The organism is Komarekiella delphini-convector SJRDD-AB1, from assembly GCF_014831675.1.
GTDB lineage: Bacteria > Cyanobacteriota > Cyanobacteriia > Cyanobacteriales > Nostocaceae > Komarekiella.
In genome coordinates this window covers 1-17,202 of sequence record NZ_VJXY01000067.1, presented here as the reverse complement: position 1 = coordinate 17,202, position 17,202 = coordinate 1, and the positions used below count along the sequence as shown (strand labels likewise).

Sequence of the window (17,202 nt, the reverse complement as noted above, 5' to 3'; positions counted from 1 at the left end):
CTGCCCAGAAAGCAAAGCGTTTTACACACAAGGGCAGCTTCGTTACTTGGACTTCCTGATTTTAACCACACAGCGACCCAATAAACGGTTGTCCCGGCGGCAAACCTCAAGGTCAGTTCTGTTGTCTATAATTAACTGCCGAGCTTCTTTACCCTCTGTTGACTTTGCCCATTGCAAAAGCTTAATGTCGTTAGCAGTTACGCCAGTGAGCGGATCACTAATATAATTAGCAATTACATTTTGAGTAGTGAGCGAACCAAGCATTGCACCTACACCAATCATGCCGCCAAGAATAGCAGAAATAGACCAAAAGCCCAGTTTTACCTTACCAATTTGCGGCGCTTCAACTCCCAAAGATACCCCTGGCTTGAGCCTTTGCATTTCTTGCTTCAGTACATCCTTGACAGCTGTAGTGATGATTGCGTGTTGCATCACCTCAGCGCTTTTGCTAGCTGATTGCAACTTCTGGTCAATCATTAATCCACCTGCTTCTAAAAGTGCCTCCATTTGAGCAGGGAATTGAATCATCATCTCCTCAAAATTACCCAAGATGCTCATGATCTGAAACATCGGGTCTTCTGGGTCAAAACCAATCTCTGATGAAAGCTCCTGAATGCGTTGTTTTTCTACTTCAGAAAGTGTATTCATATTCTTCTATTTGTTGAGATTTATTCAATCCCAAGTAATTCTTAACAGTGAAATTATTTATGAGAGTAGAGTGAAAACTTTTGACCCAGCGATAAGTATAACCTCGATATACCGAATATATTGCAAGCTGATTACTTACGGCTGAATAGGGCAAACCTAAACTCTCTACAGTTTCATAGCTATACTTATTTAATTCTTTTAAGATCACCTCGCTGCCTTTTAATACAGCTAGCTTTTGAGATGCTTCCGAACGATGGTACTGGCTAAACTGCTTATCAAAATATTGGTTTTTAACTACTACATAATCGGCAGAGTCGCCAAAAGAATCCAGCAAGTGCTCTAAGTAATCAAGACAATCCAATCTGTGAGAAATAGGTTGTAAGAAAGTTAACCGCCAGTTATAGTCATTCAGTAATTTAAATAGATGCACTTTGTGAATATATTGACAAACTTTATCTAAATACTGCCCTGGCATATCAACAGCGATCGCGTCACAATTACCTTTGAGTTCTTCTAGCATGATGTCAGTTCCACCTCGAAAAAAATCTATGTTTTCAATTGGAACTATTTGGGAATAAGCAGCTAGTTTATAACGGGTATCATGGTCATAAATTTTAATCAGCTTCTTTTGGGCACAAAGCAAATCAATTAACAATCTCATAACTGTAGACTTTCCCACGCGAGAATCACCTACAGTCATAATCAAGCGTCTAGGATAAGGGTGTAGGGGTGTAGGGGGGCAGGGTATAGGGGAATGACAATTTCCTAGCATTATCATCCTTTATTTTCTAATGAGCGAATTAGAAATAGTAAAAGCTTGCTTACTGATTCACATTGTTTTAAAACAGTACTAATTGTTTCTGGCGAATCTAATTCTACTCTTATTACTAGCAATAAATGTGTTTCTAATTCTTTAAGAGAACCTTGAGCTATATATAAAAATTGAATATATTCTCCACGAGTTTTTCTTCCATAGCCCTCTGCAATATTAGCTGGGATAGATACAGCAGAACGACGAATTTGTGATATCAAGCGCTTCGCGCTGGGTGTAAGGGTATAGGGGTGTAAGGGTGTAAGGGAAATCATAAATTAATCCTCTGGTTTTAATTCAAAATTTTCTCTCTTCGTTTTCTCCCCTTACACCCCACACCCTTACACCCTTACACCCGCTCTGAAAGAGCTTAGTCATCCCATAAGTTTCTTCTTTAGGAAATGTTTTAGTAACTCTGTAACAAAGTTCAGCAAGATTCATTGCTTCTTGCCAAACTTTTAAATCCCGGTACGATTGTATAGATTGCTCTTTCATTAATTTTAGGTTTCCTTAACTGTTATTGTCCTTACACCCCTACACCCCTACACCCTTACACCCCTATAAGTTGACATTTTCCAGTCCCAATAAATCCTTGACTGGAGTAATTGATTCCTTAAAGTTCTCCATCCATCGACTAACTCTACCTCTAACTGCTAACTTTTCGTTTTGTGCTATTCCTTGCGCGAAAGAGTAGTTATTTTCATCAAGATAATCATAAGCATGAGCTATTAAATCTGGCATATATATTTCTGGTAATTTTACACCCTCCTGTTTCACATTTTTTATTAATGCTGAGTTGTCATATCTTTCAAATGCTTCTGGCTCTCCGAAAAATAAGTTTTTTACAACTACATAATCAACCTGTCCATTACAAAAATCATGCATTTGAAGTAATTGATTAACTGAATCTTTTGTCCGATTAATTACTGCAATCATAGTTGCTTGTGCATGAAGATCATTTTTTAACATTTTAAAGAAGCCTATTTCTTTCTCAAACAGTCGGAAATACTGAATTGACTGAGACGGGAGTTCTAATAAGAACAGAGATTTACTTTTATCTGGTACGAGTTGCCCTGGTTTTAAAGGCGGTGACATCAAAGTCCTTAAGGTATCGATAAGCGCATCAGCTTTTCCTCTAGTGAAAATCTCAAAAGGTAGTACTTGACAATCATTGCCGTAAAACCTCTTGATTTGAGGATTTGATGTGTCAGCGTCAAATGCCGCAAAGTTTTGCTCAGTATCTAGATATGTTTGCAATAAGGCTCTAGCAAATGTACTTTTACCTACGCCACCTTTGTCACCAGTAACAATAATTAATCTCCTGTTGGTTTGAGTATCTCCTGGTATTACTCCAGTAATTACTGGAGGAGTAATTACTCCTTCAGTAATTGGTTCTTCAGTGCTTGTTTGCTCGGCAGTTACGTTCATCATTCTTTTTCTTCTTCGTTTTCTCATTTAATGGACTTCAAAAGGAATTTAGGTATTAATAGACTGCCATCTCAAAAGTATTGGGTGGAGAAAAGCTTTTCTGAGCGGGGATGCTAAACCTTAAGTACCGAATGGCACGCTTGTGCGCGTTATTTGTTGAGGCAAGCTGCTCTTGAGCAGGGGGAGCTTTCTTATGCTGGGAAAGACAAGAAAACAAGTGTATTCAACGAGTTTGCAGCAGTAAGAATCACCTAAGAATTTCTCCTTACTCTCCCCGCCTCCCCAGCTTTACAAGCGTGCCATTCGAGTCTGTCCCTAATTTCTCAATTTCTATCCCAGTTTGGTTTAGACTGGCAATCGTACTGGCTACGGATTCCTAATAAAAATGGCTCTGACCCAGCAGAAACAAACTTATAAATAGTATCTGTTTTCTCTTTGGTTGATAATTGCTCAATTTTCACATTGGCGGTAGGCTTTGGCAAAGTCGCTTCTTGATTTGCTGGCCCGACGCGGTAAGTCTTCATAAGGTAATAATCTTCAGTAGTTGGATTCCCCATGATTAAACATCCTCGTGATTTAGCAAATATATGTACATCTATCCCGGTAGTAAACTCTCGCGTTCTTACTATTTGGTGTTGAGTAGCAGGCCCCCAGACTACCTGACTTTCTTCAAGGCATTGATTTTTGAGACTACGATTCATTGATAGGATTTTCTCTACACCACATACCTTCCAACTAACTTTGTGAAGTGGAGGTGTATTCTTGACTATTTCTACGACCTTTTTCATCAATGTATTGGTCTGTGCATCAACTGTTTTTGCTTGACAAGATGTCACAACGAATGAAAAGGCTAGTACTGTTACAGTACTTTGAATTTTTGACAAAATCACTAATCTTTATCTCCTACTGTAGTTGTCTAAAAAGAATAGTTCCCCAAAAATCGGTGTATAGAAGTGTACGGTGCAGGGTTAGAAAGGCATACAAGCTTTCGCGCACTTTCCTTTAGACCTCTATACCCACCTCAAAGAGGACTGCTCAGAGCTTGGAAGCCACCATTATTGAATGTTGAGATCATTAGACAATGCTTCAAGAATGATTGTGTTGTAACTCAAGTATCCGAATAGAATACCGCGGATGATTGCTTGAACACGGTTCCGCGCCTCTAACTTCTGATTGATTGTGTAAACACAAGACTTGACTGTGCCTAGTGAAACATTATGGATTTCTGCTATTTTCTCATTTGATAACCCTCTTGCCATCAATTTAAGTGTTCGGATCTCAGTATTTGTCAACGTAATACCAAACTTTTTTCCCTTGTTCAAAGGCTTTTTTGGCTTCTGATACTTGCTAGCAAAAAAGGTTCTTGACATTTTTTGATCTATCCAAACCTGACCTTCATAAGTTTTGACAATTGCATATTTGAGAGTTTCTAAGTCGGAGCTAGCAAGTAAATACGAATCTACTCCCGAATCTAAGGCTAAAGCCACAACTTCTGGGTCGGCAATATTTGCCAAGATAATTACTTTGCACTTGAACTTTTGTTTAATAGCTGCTGTAACTTCAATCCCTCCCATGCCTGGCAAATCCAGATTTAGTAAAACAATGTCTGGCAAGGTTTTTGCAATTAGCTCTATCCCTTCTGACTCACAGCTTGCTTCCCCACATACCTCCATCGTGGGCAAAATAAACTGTGATATTGCATTGACCAGTCCTATTCGTAAAAAAGGTTGCCCTTCAATAATTACTATGCGGATCATGGTGTTACTACACTGCTGGTTCTCTTAAATATTAAACCACTATGCTTCCTGTAACTTATGAAGCAAGAATACACTTTTACAATTATTTATCAGAGTAAATAAGCCTGTATAACTCTTAGTTTGTTTTGCTCTATTCTTACTACTGTTTTTTTAATGGTAAAAGTTTTAGCTTTCTCCCTGGTTGGATATGAACTTGATTAGCTTGTTCTGCCCTAAGTTCCAAAACATGAGTTGCAGTAGGAGCATAGTATACAGGACATGGTTGTTTTGGACATGGGGATGCATTATTAATCACCTTTGTTACTACACCATCATCTAGATAAACAATGTCAAGGGGGATTTGGACTTTGTACATCCAAAAGCCTACATTAGTATGTCGTCTACCTAAATCGAATAACATTCCCCTATTGCTTGGCAAAAAAGTCCGAAATTTTAATCCTTTGTATAACTCTTCTGGTAGTGAGGCTGACTCTAGGTAAAAAGTACGCTCTCCCTGAATCAGCTTATATTTGATAGGTAGTTGTTGAGGAGAGTTTTGCAAATACCCGTTAGCAAGCGCTCCTACAATCAATGACAAACCTAAAACTGGCCCAATGATTTTGATGACCTTAAAAACAAAAGCATAAGGATTGCTTTTGAGCGAGAGGGAAAACATAATCAACTAAAGATATTGACATTGCCATTACTGTAAACGGAGTCATCAACAGGGCTAGATGGTAATCCCTGTAAGGAGGCTTTGTTTCGCATTCTCTCAACCTTATCAGCTTCTCTGATGGCTAAAGGATTAATATTCTGCCTTGCTTCTAACAGAGACGAGAGTGTAATTTCTAAAACAGTCGGCTCATTAGTTAGCGGTACATCAGTGGGAAACATCGCACAGAAAGTGTTGGCTGCGGCCCTTTCCACAATGTTTTGAATCTCCGCGCCGACACAGCGATGTGTTTCTTTGAGTAACCGACGCCATTCTTGTTCAGTAAAAGCATCTCCTCCATTAAGGAAGCGTTGATCAAAGCGTCCCAGGTGAATTTTGAATATTTCATAGCGTTCTCCATTGTTTGGCAAATCGACTTTGAAGATATCATCAAATCGTCCGGCTCTAGTCAGTTCCGGGGGCAAGTAGTCTAAATTGTTAACTGAAGCTATCACTATTGCTTCGCTAGTCCGTTCTTGCATCCAAGTCAGTAGCATTCCTGCCAGTCGTCGGGACAGATCATCATCTCCGGCGAATCCCTTATCAAAGTCGTCCAAATACAGAAGTACACGATTAATCCGATCTACCAAGCCCAGTAACTTTTTGAGCTTATATTCTGCCTGATTACCATAACTACGAAAACTGCTCCACTCCAAAACAATCAATGGAAATCCCAAGATTTGGGAGCAAGCTTTGGCAGAGTGGGATTTTCCTGTTCCTGGTGGCCCTACTAATAACACCCCTTTTGGTAGCTTAAGATTGTACGCTTTGGCTAAGGGTGTTAACAAACGTTTGTATTTCTTAAACACTCCTTGCATCAGTTCTAATCCTCCAACTGCGTGAGCCGAAGGTTGGAAAAATTCGATGTTGTAGACTCTCTTAAGTAGGTTAATTTTTTCATTAGAGATTTTATCCGCTAAAGAAACTTCTTGAATTTCAACAGCGATCGCACTCCTAAGACCTATTTCAATATCTGCCAAATACATTCCTACAGAGGCGTTGGCTATTTCATTGATTTCTATGGAGCTGTATGTAGTGGGCAGGATTGACTCTAAATGGACATTAATTTTCTCCACTGTGGGCAGTTCTTGAGTAATAGTAGGAATTAGAGCCGCTATATCAGATGAGAGACTGGCATTTGGCCCTAACAATATGGCTGTTTTATGGGAATTTTGATTGTAGAGTTTCAAGTTGATCAGCGCCGACTTAATCCACTCCGCAGTCAAGAAAAAATCAGAGTCAATAGTCGCCTGACTAATCCAGGGAAATATTCCCTCCAGTATCAGAATCCCTTGTAGAGAAGTCGTTTTCCAAAATCTTAGAACTTCAAAATAATCTTCGCGTACATTCTTGAAAGTGTTGGGCTTATATTCACTTAGTTGTTCTAAGCTCAATTGCTGCCCATCTATCTGCAATCGATATAATTGGTCATCCTCTAGCATCCATATATAACAGTTAATATTTCTTAAGGCACATTCACTCGTGAGTTTTTCAAGTAACCTTATTCTCTCCTGTGATGGAGACTCCACTGCAACCAGAGGGTTTTGTTGTTCAATCAGATTAAACAATTGAGAAACTAAATCAGCCATGAGTAATCATCCTAATCGTCCTTGTTATCCGATAATATTTGTGCCTGATGGCGTTAAATCAGGCAAATTTCAGCCATTGATTCTACCTTCAGAATCAAACGAAAGCACGCGATTGGGCGCTTCGGAACTGGAGTTTGGCAAAATACTGCAACATCACTTTGGGTCGTGTGCTTCATCCCAGCAGCAGTTTTCACCCCCTTGTCATGATCGCCCTTATAGCGCTGATTTTGTTGTCGTGGAACCAAATACAAACTTGCACATAGATTTGGAGATTGATGAGCCATTTAGTTTTAGTGGAGAACAGATTCACTGCGTGGGGATGGATGATTACCGCAACAAATGTTTTGTCGATGCCAATTGGATAGTACTACGTTTTGCAGAGGAGCAAGTAAAGAGCCAGCCTTTACGCTGTTTGCGGGTTTTGGCGAATCTCATTGCCAGATATACCAATAACACTACGAGTCAGGAATTGTTTCAAGGTATTGAGCGACTTACTCCTATTTGGCAATGGACACAAAGAAAATCCAAAAAGTTATCAGGTCAAAATTATCGAAAGCAATACCTTTAGTGAAAAACAATTCAGTAGTCAGGAGCCGGAATTCAGGAGCTAAAAATGTGTTTAGGTATGTTTGATTACATTCTGAATTCTAGATTCTGTATTCTTCTTTAACGCTGTCTTTCCACAATCGGTGGTGTTACGCCAGCTTTAGATAATTCTTGGGCATTAAATACCCTGTCGAAGAATGCAATCATACCAAGAATGGCGAAGGCAGTAATCATTACTCTTTGTAAAGAGTTAAATACTGACTTCTCTTGCACTTCTTGCTGTAACCGTTTGTGTTGCTCTTTCTCTAAGGCTGTACTTTTTAAGTAGGACAGAAAAGCTATTGCCTGGGTAGTATCTTCTCCAGAGTGAAGTTTTTGAAATACTAAGGCTTCTAAATCTTCCCTACTGTTCTGATGAGTAAATAAATTTCTATTGTCAACTGCTACATCATTTTCAGGCTTTACTAGTATCTTACTCACACTTTTCTCCTCCCAAATAATCAAAATCTTCTAAAAGTCTACTCACTTTAGTTAAGAGTTTCACCTAACTAAAGTGAGTTGTTTTTAGGAAATTTCTCAAATTAACTATAGTTAAATAACGTAAAATCTGAACTTTTGCGCGTTATTTATCTATAGTTCCAATTCTTGGGCTTTTTGATGTCGGTATTGGGACTTTGGTACGTCTGGTTCAAAGGGATCACTCCCGTCAGTAAATAATTCTTGTGCAAGAGTACGCCCATCCCCATCTTGATCGCTAGAGAGAATATGTTGAACTATCTCAACTGGTATGCCTTGCTGCCATCCATGAGCGAGAAATCCTCTAATAAATTCGGGTGTGGCTTGTTCTTGAGCTAATACCGATAAGATGCGATCGCTGTCTGTAATGCTCATATTTTTGATGCTTGTGACTCCTGCATCTTGGTAAACACTCTCGAATATGTTTACAGATCTTTGATCAAAACTCTGTTGTTTTGCCTCTTGGGCCAGTTGCTCTGTACTATCCATATTTATATGCCTTCCTTCATTGGTAAAAAGTTTTTCCAAGGATCATGATTAGGCCGCGTTTCAAGAAGCGTTTTCTTCACTTCGGGTTCTGGTTTCGGCTGTGGTTCTGGTAATGGTTTGGCTAATGGTTGGGGAATTAACGGTGAGGAGCGTTCGTAACTAAAGTTGGCATCTAGCATCTCAATATGGTTTAGATGGGAAACCCAAACATCAGCCAGTCTATTTCCTAAATTCTTAGTATCTAGATTCGCCGGAATTTTTACCCCACCATTCCAGACGACAGGTATTTGTTCTTGGATAAAATACTCCGTCAGTTCTTTGTGAACGAATTCTCCAGTACCCCCACAAATCAGAATTTCATCTACGGACGCGATATTCCTAATCCACCGTAACAAAGCGCGGCAATACTCTCGACGCACAAGGTCTAAGGATTCTTGAAAGTTCGCCAAATCAGTATCTATGTCAGCCGATTTTGTTTTACGTGATAAAGAGCGTAGATCATTGAACTCCCCAACAGCAGCTAAAACTAAAGCTTTTGTAACCCTTGAATCAGATGAAGATAAGCCAACCGCAGTACGACTCACAAATCGTTCTACTAACCAATTCATCCCCAAATCAGTAGATTCTGCTAGAGTTTGGCTTCCACCTTCAATAAGTATAAAACTTGCGTTGCGATAACCCAACATTAGCATTCCGATTCTCTGTCGAGAATAAGCGCCAGCCAAAGTCTGCGAACGATGCGAGAGAATACCCGCACCTTCATTAGAAACATAGAAATTACGTTGTCTAAGCTTTAATCGCCCAGTTGGTGTCATGATTCCTTGCTTCAGTGCAAGGTACAACTGTTTACCTAATTTCTCACCATCTTTTTTTTCCCCAGGAGGTAGGAGCAAGTATACATAAACTTCAGCCTCTTCTACCTTAAAATGACGACAAGCCAACCACACTAAACTAGCCAGTTTAGGGAGAGCATACTGGTATTTTAAATCACGAACAGCAGATGTCCCAGCAAAGACAGTTCTAGCCAAATCACCCAAAACGTAGTACTCCGAACCTATCCCTACCCAACCTGCATTTTGAGCAGAAGCTTCTACAGCTAAACCGAGGACAGACTCTTTCTCTACATCTGCAACTTCTGGACTCAGCGTTATAACGAACGGTATGCCATCAGGATAGATTTGAGCGAGTATCTTATTGAGGCTAGCGCCCAAGTCACAAGTCACAACGAGCTTAATCGGATCAGATTGGTTTAAAGCAGTCATTTTATCCCTTTTGTTGAAGTGCTAAATCAGCTGCAATCATTTCTGGAGTTGCTTGGATATTCATATTCCAGTCGTCATCATCTTCATTTTCTGCATCATTATTATTTTCACTATAATCACCATCCTGATTCAACTGCTGTTGTGAACTATTATTTGTAGCGAGAGCGTTATCAGATTTAGTAGTAGAGATAGAACTGGAAATAACATCTGTACCTAAAAGTAATTGGTAAGACGTTGGCAATCTCTCAATACCTCCAATCCTCATAATTTTAATTAGCTTTGCTACTAAAGAGTCGATAGCCCACCAACAAGCTTTGTTTAACTCCTCTTGTCCAACTAAACCAGACAAGGCTTCAACTAACCAATAAGAGTTATTTGCCTCCATCGCTAACTCTGTGGCAGCTTTGTCTGAGTCATGAGTTAATAAATAGTGAATAACTTTTCCAGACCGAGAATTGATATTGCGTTTGATTCTGGGTAATTCAACATCTTTATTTTTTTGTGTAGCCATGACAAGTAACCAAATACTCAATTGTATTAAAACACACTATTAATATACCGTGAGGGGAAGAGTGGTATTAATGAGTTTTTTAGTGATATCAATGAGTTTTTTAGTGGTGCAAAAAACAGTAAAAAGCTAAAAAAATAATAAGTAATTGACAAATTCAAGAGTGGTGCAAATGAGTTTTTTAGTGGTACTAATGAGTTTTTCGGTGGTGTGGCGGTGGTGGGTAAAAGGTAATTTCGGTGGGTGTACCATGTATGGTGTACTCACTTCACTTTCGCGCCCTGCGGGTGGCTTGCGCCATTTTTCGCTGTGCTCAAAACGCAAAAGTCGTTCGCCCTTCGGGGTCGGATGCAACCCAAGATAGTCGTGTTAAAAATCAATGGTAGCTCTTGCAATCCTACGTGTAGAAAAACTAAAATCCTTTGGTAATGTTGGTGGCAGTGAAGCACACACTGCTCGACTTCAAGATACACCAAATGCCGATCGCACTAAAACTAATATTAGACTGATCGGCAATCTGGGGGAACCACCCCTAGAAGAATTGGTGAAAGCCAAGATTGCGATCGCCACCAAAAGTCCACCTCGAAAAGATGCAGTTCTGTGCAGTGATATTTTCCTCTCAGCTTCCCCAGAATACTTTCGTCCTAGTGATCCATCGTTAGCAGGTGAGTGGGATGACCAAAGAATGTGGGATTTCGCCAATGCTTCTAAAAAATGGTTGCAGGAGAATTACGGCGATAAGTGCATCCGAGCAGAGTTACATTTAGATGAAGCGACACCCCACATTCACGCTTATGTCGTGCCAATCAATGACCGCACCAAAAAACTGTCGCACAAGGAGATGTTTGGCGGCAACGGCAGACAAGCCAGTATTAAAATGTCCAAGCTCCAGGACTCCTACGCTGCTGCTCTTGGGCCCTTGGGCATCTCACGGGGGATCAAAGGCAGTCAAGCGACACATACTAAAGTTAAGGAATATTACCAAGCGGTCAACAGCGAACCCTTAATGCTGGAATTAGACCGACTCGCCCCCTTGCCGGGAGAAACTGCACAACAGTTATTTGAGCGCATCAAGGCAGATTCAGCAATTGGGGCAATTAACCACCAGCTGGCAGATCGAAAATTCACGCGGCAATTATCTCAACGAGCTGCTCAAAATGCTCTAGCTGCCCAGGAATCACGTCAACAAACAGAACAACGTGCAGTTGAGTTAGTAACAGAAAACTATCTAACAAGACAGCAATTAGACCAACTGCGAGATTTACCTCTAGAAGATGTAGCGTGGCAGTTGGGATTAGACCGTGACACTAAACAATTGCGGCGATGGCGTGGTCTGGGTCACATTATTAGTATTAGTGGTGATTCTAAGTTCTACGACTTTCACCCTAGTCAAGAAAAGGGCGGTGGCGGTTCTATTGACTTAGTGATGCACGTTAACCAGTGCAATTTTCGAGGCGCGATCGCATGGCTTCATGATCGTTTCGGGGAAACAGGCATAGAAAGAGCCGCGGCACATAAAGCCAAGATTGAGGCGAAGGCGATCGCGGCTACTGAACCAGTACCACAATTTTCACCTCCGCTTGCTGACGAAACTCAGTGGCAAGTTGTGTACCATTACTTGACCAATAAGCGAAAATTACCATCAAACTTGATTCAGGCTCTTAAAGAGCGAGGTCTTATTTACGCTGATGAACAACAAAATGCTGTGTTTGTAATGCGTTCGTTAGATGAACAGGTTAACGGGGCATTCTTGCGAGGGACACGAGGTGAAGAGAACACCTTCATGGGTTACGAGAAAGGAACTAAACGAACTTCGGGCTGGTTTTGGTTCCGCATGGGAGGCAAACCAACTGATGAAGTGAAACGAGTAGTCTTGTGTAAGTCTCCTATTGATGCCATCTCCCTTTCCACAATTGAGTTGACAAAACCAGCGCAAGAGCCACAAACAAGAACCATGTATTTAGTTGCCGATAGCCCCCAAAGTCTACCAGTGGAATTTCTAAAAACTATTCCCACTGTAGAACTGGCTTATGATAATTCGGAAACTGGTGATGAGGCAGCACGAATTATTAAGCAAATGCTACCTCGTGCTAAGAGAAAGAAACCGAAAACTACTGATTGGAATGAGGAGTTACAGCAAGGCGAACAACCCCAACAAAAGAAGCGCAAACGGCAACAGGGGCTAGAGCTTTAATATTGAGTTGGTCATTAATTTAAAATTAAGGTCTGTTAGCTTTACTAAACCTAGAGAGCATTACACATATAGTTTTTGTGAAAGTTCTTATTCATTAAGATAGGCTCAAGCTATTTTGGAGTACATTCACAGATGAAAATTATGATGCAGTATTAGAAAGGAAGCTTTCAATTGCATTTGCGATTTCTTGTGTAACTTCAACAGAAGGTAAATGACTCTTAGCTGTTGATCTATAAATGTGATACCAGGAATATTTATTTGCAAAAACTTGTTGTGCTTCAAAATATTTAGTGTCATCTGGTTGAGAATAAAGATTTTTAATTTGCGTTGACGAGTAAATATTAAGCACTGTTGGAGATGGAGCAAGCGTCTCAAGAGAGCGTAAAGCACTACCAAATTCTCTGTACGATTTGCCTATTTCTCGACCTGCACGCGCCCACATGTCAAAGTCGTAATTTGCCATAAATCTAAGAAAAGGCTTAACAAGGTTAGGATCACCTAACGACCAAGCTGCAAATAATGCATCACGGGAACTTTGCCACTCTTCGGGCTTTTGCATCTTAGCCAAAGTCTCAAAGAAAATCTCAGGTGGTTCAATAATGATCCACTCTAGAAAAACCATCTTTGAAACACGATGAACCAATCTACGCCTCAGTTCAATTGCTATCCATCCAGCGTGTGCTACTGAGACTGTAACGAATTCATCTATGTTAAGTGAATCTACAAGCTTAATTGTTTCACAAACTATATCCTCGCTACTAAAGTCTGACTCTGGACACCATGATTCGTTATGTCCGAGTAAATCGATATTGATAACTCTTCGCTTTTTACTTTCGACTTCCATAAGTGCTGCCAAAATTCCCCGATCAGCACACCACCCTGGAAATAAGAGTAAAGCAGGTGAACCTGTTCCTATATCATCGAAGGCAAGTTTTGATTCTTTAATTAGTTTGTCCATACACAAAAAGAATTAAGTTTTGTTAGTGTCAGCATTAGTAAAATGTCCACAATCCTGGAGTAATCAACTCTAGAAGATGTTGATCCGGATCGCGGAAATATAAACTCCAGCCACCTCGTTGCCAAGAAACCTTGCTGTCAAGAGGTATACCTCGGTCAGCTAGTTGTTGTTCCCAAAATTCTAGCTCGGAAGCTGCTATTGAAAATGCTATATGTAAACGACCACTACCACCATGAGGAGGAATCATCCCCTTTATCCTGCCTACAGGAGATGTTGTCCTGCCTGGTTGTTGAGCAATACATTTAGGAAATAGAATCAGGCCTTGGCTATTGGGCACTCGAAGTACACAAATCATGTCATCTCTAATCTCTATCTCAAACCCAAATAAATCTTGATAAAACTTAGCTGAGTGTTCTAAGTCTTCAACATAAAGCACGGATTCAACAATACCATTAACGGTTTGCTTCTGTGTCATAAAACATAGCCTGACAAAAATGGCTGCTACTATCAGAGTAGTTTATCCAAGCGGATTGCTTCAATGACCAATTCTATGTTTTAGTACCAGTCCACTTTTGGAGGTATTCGATTCTTGGCAATTTTTAGTTGTTTTTCCCTAATTAGGATTTTTCTTACCAACTTGTTAATAGCATCAAATAAATGAACCAACTGATAGTAGCTTAAAGTTTTATGAATATTCCCTTGCCATTATCACCTCCCGAAAGTGCTTTAGAAGCCCTTTTAAAATTGCGGGATTATTACGCACCGATAGTTGAAGAGTATGAAAGGTTATATACCCAGTCCAAAGATAGTCTCACTCATGTCGAAGCTTTGTTGTCTAATTGGCCAAAAACTTCTTCTTTGAAACAGGAAAAATCCACTCCTCAAAAACAAGAAGAGTCGTTAATATTCTTCGCTGATGAATCTAAGAATGACCATTTTGAAGATATTCCTCTAGAACCTCTGAAATTAGATGACTCTGAGCCTGAAGCCCTTGATGCGGATGATAAACTGACTGAATTACCAGAATCACCTATATTCCCGCTCATTGAAACTCGCTCAGATGAAAAGCCTGATGCAGCACTGACCTCTGAACTACCAGAGTCTCCACTATTCCCGTTAATAAACACATCGATTCAGGAGCGATCGCTCTACAAAGTAGATATTCCCATGCTACCCCAATATCAATCTCTAACTCGCCCAGAAGCAATTGAGCAGCTTTTAGCAGAAGAGATTGGCACAAGTGTCCACATCGATTTTATAGTGAGATCGCTCTACGGAGAGCTAGAGTCAGAAGTATTTAAGGTGGTAAAAGGTAGAGTTCAATCTTCGCTGACTCAGGGCAAGGAAAGCAATAAATGGTTCAGTGTGCCTGGAGAACCGGGGTATTTTACTCTCTCTTTGACTTTACTTTCCAAAGATAAAACTAAAAATTCATCACCTCAAGCAAAGCGCAAAAATAATAAACCAATAAAGCCGCCGCAGCCTAAAGAGATACCAATGCTCATAACTTATGAAGGTCAATTCCTAATTGACGCCTTGTCTACTTTTTTAGAAGAGAATTCGGGCAAAGTCTTCAATGTTTCAGAAGTAATCACTGGAATTTATGGGGAACTGAATGCATCTGATGCCAGGGAGGTTAAGAACAAGGTGTTAAATGAATTATCACGAGGTCATCGTACCGGACGATTTAATAGAGTTCCTGATAAAATAGGGTTTTATACCTGGGACTCCAAGTTAATTTAACAATGGCGAATAATTATTAGCTACTTAACTACCCTTGAAGGATAACAGAATATTTTAACTACTGTCTACTTCTGATTGCGCTCCCTCAAGTCAAGAAATTAACTAGGTTGAACTTGCTAAATTATGATGCTGGATGAAATCATCCCAGGTGTGAAAACAGCATGAAAGATGTTTGAAGTAAATCAGTAGAGCGATTGAGCTAACTTTCGCCAGTTTAATGGATGCTCAAAAGTGCTTAATTAAGTCAGATTGTTAGGAAACATTGCTTTTAATTCAAAACTTGCAGAGTACTGATGACACAAATGCCAATCGTTCGCCAAATCCTATCAGACCCAGATACCGGGTTACTACCATATTTAAGGGAGCAACTCCAAACAGAGAACTTTTTGCATTTTAAAGCCTTGTTTGGTTTTCATGTAGACCAGTATTCTACGCAAGTTACTTCTAATAATAATTTTTTAGAAGTACAAACGGCACTTTTGTTAACTCTCAATTTATCGATTGTTGTAGACAGCCAAACACCCCCAGATGAAGCGACGCTCCACGCTCTTGTGTTTCAAGAATTGCTAGATACACAAATTATTATCTGGAGCAAGGACAACTCACAATTGCTCAAACCAATTTCACAAATTAAAGGAAATCTCGGCCAGTTATCAGAAATACCGTACCAAGGTGGTTATCTTCCAGGCTTTGAAATTAGAAGCCAGTTTACTCTAAACTATAGTGCTGGTACTGCACAGTTAAAGCAGTCAGATGAACTAACTCAAGAGCGTCCATCCTCTTTGTATAGTTCAGGCGAACGCACTCCTATAAGTGGACAGTACGAACTAATCAATTCTAATGGAGAAGGCACAGGATTAGAAGTAACGTCAACTGCTGGCAATCCGTTTCCTCCAACAAGTGAGCCTGAGCAATCACATCGGTTAGTTGACCCCACTGTTCACAAAAAGCGTAATCACTAGCAGAGTAAAACCAATCTTGGGCTAGGTTTGTGAGGCGATTGCACTTCACCCGCAGAAATCATCTACACGTATATCCCGCCAAATATCAGAAACCTGCCAGCCAGAGTTACCAACGGATTGAACTGGAGGGTTGTCAAGGAATGGAATATAGTCAGGTTCTCGCAGTTCTGGAATGATTACTGGTTTTTCGTCAACTATAGGAGGTGAAAAATTAACACTTTCAGTTTGAAGAAGTTGGTCTTCGGCTTCTTCGATTGCCTTCATCTGTTTGAGAGTAAGCTTTTCAGATTTTTTGATAATTTTTCTGTCCATAAAAGGTGTCAAAAGGGATTTGCAAAAAAGAGAAACTGTCGACTTGATGCTGAGAAAACTGTCAGAAGTAGCAATGCAGCTGAGTGCTGGGAAATTGCACAGAATAAACAGGGTACAGTAATTTTGTAGAAAATACGAGTACCTGACTAAGAAATTTATGAGGTGAGTTGCAAAATTGGGCAACCGCCGCCATGCAGCAGAGGGGAAAAATGCTTAGAAACCTTAAAGTAAGAAATGTTAAAGCTTAGTTCTTACTTGGGTTGCCATAATGAAGTGTTATTAAGGTTTAGAGCCGCCAATGCTGTTTTCCCTTCTTGCACAGTCGCACCAGGGAGTGATCGCCAATTTCCAAAAGTAAGAAAACAGCTTAATCTTCAGGAAGCTTTCTTATCTACTGCTGCTGTTGCTACTTTCTAAATATCCTCTTATTCATGTAAACGAGCTAGTTTCTGTGCAAGATAACTTTTCATCATCTTTAATTCTTCAATTCGTTCGTCAATCTGTTCAAGCTTGCGGCCTAGAAGGCTCTGCTTTTGCTCAACTGTGAGCTTATTACTTTCAAAATCTCTAACCCATTCTTGGATCTCTACCAGCGTGAATCCCAGTCGTTTGGCTTGCTGAATCAAAACCAATCGTTCCAGACTGGACTGTGCATAGTCTCTGTAGTTATTACTTCTACGGCGGATTAAGGCAGAGTCAATCAGTCCCTTCTTTTCATAGAAGCGAATGCAATCAACAGATAGACCTGATTTCTTTGCCAGTTCGCCAATCAGCATCGGTATTGCTTG

22 protein-coding genes are annotated in these 17,202 nt (G+C 40.1%); 5 read left to right on the top strand and 17 right to left on the bottom strand.

Annotated elements, in window-relative coordinates; translation table 11 throughout:
• Positions 1–42: 42 nt before the first annotated feature.
• From FNW02_RS33185 to FNW02_RS33145, 9 genes are all read right to left on the bottom strand, one after another.
• Complete coding sequence (locus FNW02_RS33185) at positions 43–648, bottom strand: DUF6753 family protein (protein WP_191761774.1); 606 nt, start codon at positions 646–648, stop codon at positions 43–45.
• Positions 632–1,348, bottom strand: coding sequence for a hypothetical protein (locus FNW02_RS33180; RefSeq protein WP_191761772.1), 717 nt, complete (start codon positions 1,346–1,348; stop codon positions 632–634). Before FNW02_RS33180 ends, FNW02_RS33185 begins: the two co-directional genes overlap by 17 nt.
• A gap of 74 nt (positions 1,349–1,422) precedes the next feature.
• Positions 1,423–1,734 (bottom strand): four helix bundle protein, encoded by a 312-nt coding sequence (locus FNW02_RS33175; RefSeq protein WP_225226087.1) that lies wholly within the window; start codon positions 1,732–1,734, stop codon positions 1,423–1,425.
• Positions 1,735–1,756: 22 nt separating this feature from the next.
• Positions 1,757–1,954: a four helix bundle protein gene (locus tag FNW02_RS33170; protein WP_191761771.1), complete on the bottom strand. Its 198-nt coding sequence runs from the start codon at positions 1,952–1,954 to the stop codon at positions 1,757–1,759.
• Positions 1,955–2,017: 63 nt separating this feature from the next.
• Positions 2,018–2,890: a nucleotide-binding protein gene (locus FNW02_RS33165; protein ID WP_191761769.1), complete on the bottom strand. Its 873-nt coding sequence runs from the start codon at positions 2,888–2,890 to the stop codon at positions 2,018–2,020.
• A gap of 320 nt (positions 2,891–3,210) precedes the next feature.
• Positions 3,211–3,777, bottom strand: coding sequence for a hypothetical protein (locus tag FNW02_RS33160; protein ID WP_225226086.1), 567 nt, complete (start codon positions 3,775–3,777; stop codon positions 3,211–3,213).
• A gap of 165 nt (positions 3,778–3,942) precedes the next feature.
• On the bottom strand, positions 3,943–4,644 hold the full coding sequence (locus FNW02_RS33155; RefSeq protein ID WP_191761766.1) for a response regulator: 702 nt from the start codon (positions 4,642–4,644) through the stop codon (positions 3,943–3,945).
• 139 nt (positions 4,645–4,783) lie between these two features.
• Positions 4,784–5,299, bottom strand: coding sequence for a DUF192 domain-containing protein (locus FNW02_RS33150; protein WP_191761764.1), 516 nt, complete (start codon positions 5,297–5,299; stop codon positions 4,784–4,786).
• A gap of 2 nt (positions 5,300–5,301) precedes the next feature.
• A complete protein-coding gene (locus tag FNW02_RS33145) occupies positions 5,302–6,924 on the bottom strand; it encodes an ATP-binding protein (RefSeq protein WP_191761762.1) in 1,623 nt (540 codons plus the stop codon).
• Here FNW02_RS33145 and FNW02_RS33140 point away from each other — a divergent pair.
• Positions 6,923–7,492: a hypothetical protein gene (locus tag FNW02_RS33140; RefSeq protein ID WP_191761761.1), complete on the top strand. Its 570-nt coding sequence runs from the start codon at positions 6,923–6,925 to the stop codon at positions 7,490–7,492. The two genes, FNW02_RS33145 and FNW02_RS33140, sit on opposite strands and share 2 nt — an antisense overlap.
• Positions 7,493–7,590: 98 nt before the next feature.
• On the opposite strand, the gene FNW02_RS33135 is transcribed toward FNW02_RS33140, so the two are convergent.
• The 4 genes from FNW02_RS33135 to FNW02_RS33120 all read right to left on the bottom strand — a co-directional run bounded on the left by FNW02_RS33135 (position 7,591) and on the right by FNW02_RS33120 (position 10,248).
• On the bottom strand, positions 7,591–7,950 hold the full coding sequence (locus tag FNW02_RS33135; RefSeq protein ID WP_191761759.1) for a hypothetical protein: 360 nt from the start codon (positions 7,948–7,950) through the stop codon (positions 7,591–7,593).
• Between the two features lie 150 nt (positions 7,951–8,100).
• Positions 8,101–8,475 (bottom strand): hypothetical protein, encoded by a 375-nt coding sequence (locus FNW02_RS33130; protein ID WP_191761758.1) that lies wholly within the window; start codon positions 8,473–8,475, stop codon positions 8,101–8,103.
• Between the two features lie 2 nt (positions 8,476–8,477).
• A complete protein-coding gene (locus FNW02_RS33125) occupies positions 8,478–9,737 on the bottom strand; it encodes a ParM/StbA family protein (RefSeq protein ID WP_191761757.1) in 1,260 nt (419 codons plus the stop codon).
• Between the two features lies 1 nt (position 9,738).
• Positions 9,739–10,248: a hypothetical protein gene (locus FNW02_RS33120; RefSeq protein ID WP_191761756.1), complete on the bottom strand. Its 510-nt coding sequence runs from the start codon at positions 10,246–10,248 to the stop codon at positions 9,739–9,741.
• Positions 10,249–10,499: 251 nt separating this feature from the next.
• On the opposite strand from FNW02_RS33120, the gene FNW02_RS39735 reads away from it, so the two are divergent.
• The gene (locus tag FNW02_RS39735; protein ID WP_263627844.1) at positions 10,500–10,631 is read left to right on the top strand and encodes a hypothetical protein; all 132 of its coding nucleotides are present in this window, start codon (positions 10,500–10,502) and stop codon (positions 10,629–10,631) included.
• A complete protein-coding gene (gene mobV / locus FNW02_RS33115) occupies positions 10,625–12,439 on the top strand; it encodes a MobV family relaxase (protein WP_191761754.1) in 1,815 nt (604 codons plus the stop codon). Before FNW02_RS39735 ends, mobV begins: the two co-directional genes overlap by 7 nt.
• 139 nt (positions 12,440–12,578) lie before the next feature.
• Here the strand turns inward: mobV and FNW02_RS33110 are convergent, their stop codons facing one another.
• Both FNW02_RS33110 and FNW02_RS33105 read right to left on the bottom strand, forming a co-directional pair.
• Positions 12,579–13,397: an alpha/beta fold hydrolase gene (locus FNW02_RS33110; RefSeq protein WP_191761753.1), complete on the bottom strand. Its 819-nt coding sequence runs from the start codon at positions 13,395–13,397 to the stop codon at positions 12,579–12,581.
• A gap of 34 nt (positions 13,398–13,431) precedes the next feature.
• Entirely contained in the window at positions 13,432–13,872 is a 441-nt protein-coding gene (locus FNW02_RS33105; RefSeq protein ID WP_191761752.1) for a VOC family protein, read from the bottom strand.
• Positions 13,873–14,084: 212 nt separating this feature from the next.
• Between FNW02_RS33105 and FNW02_RS33100 the strand changes: the two genes are divergently transcribed.
• Positions 14,085–15,140 carry a hypothetical protein gene (locus tag FNW02_RS33100; RefSeq protein ID WP_191761750.1) on the top strand — a complete coding sequence of 352 codons (1,056 nt, stop codon included), beginning with the start codon at positions 14,085–14,087 and terminating at the stop codon, positions 15,138–15,140.
• 293 nt (positions 15,141–15,433) lie between these two features.
• Positions 15,434–16,102, top strand: a complete 669-nt coding sequence (locus tag FNW02_RS33095) for a hypothetical protein (RefSeq protein WP_191761793.1) — start codon at positions 15,434–15,436, stop codon at positions 16,100–16,102.
• 45 nt (positions 16,103–16,147) lie between these two features.
• Here the strand turns inward: FNW02_RS33095 and FNW02_RS33090 are convergent, their stop codons facing one another.
• Both FNW02_RS33090 and FNW02_RS33085 read right to left on the bottom strand, forming a co-directional pair.
• Entirely contained in the window at positions 16,148–16,414 is a 267-nt protein-coding gene (locus FNW02_RS33090) for a hypothetical protein (protein ID WP_191761748.1), read from the bottom strand.
• A 425-nt stretch (positions 16,415–16,839) separates the two neighbouring features.
• Positions 16,840–17,202: MerR family transcriptional regulator (locus tag FNW02_RS33085; protein ID WP_191761747.1), on the bottom strand; the 363-nt coding region annotated here is incomplete at its 5' end.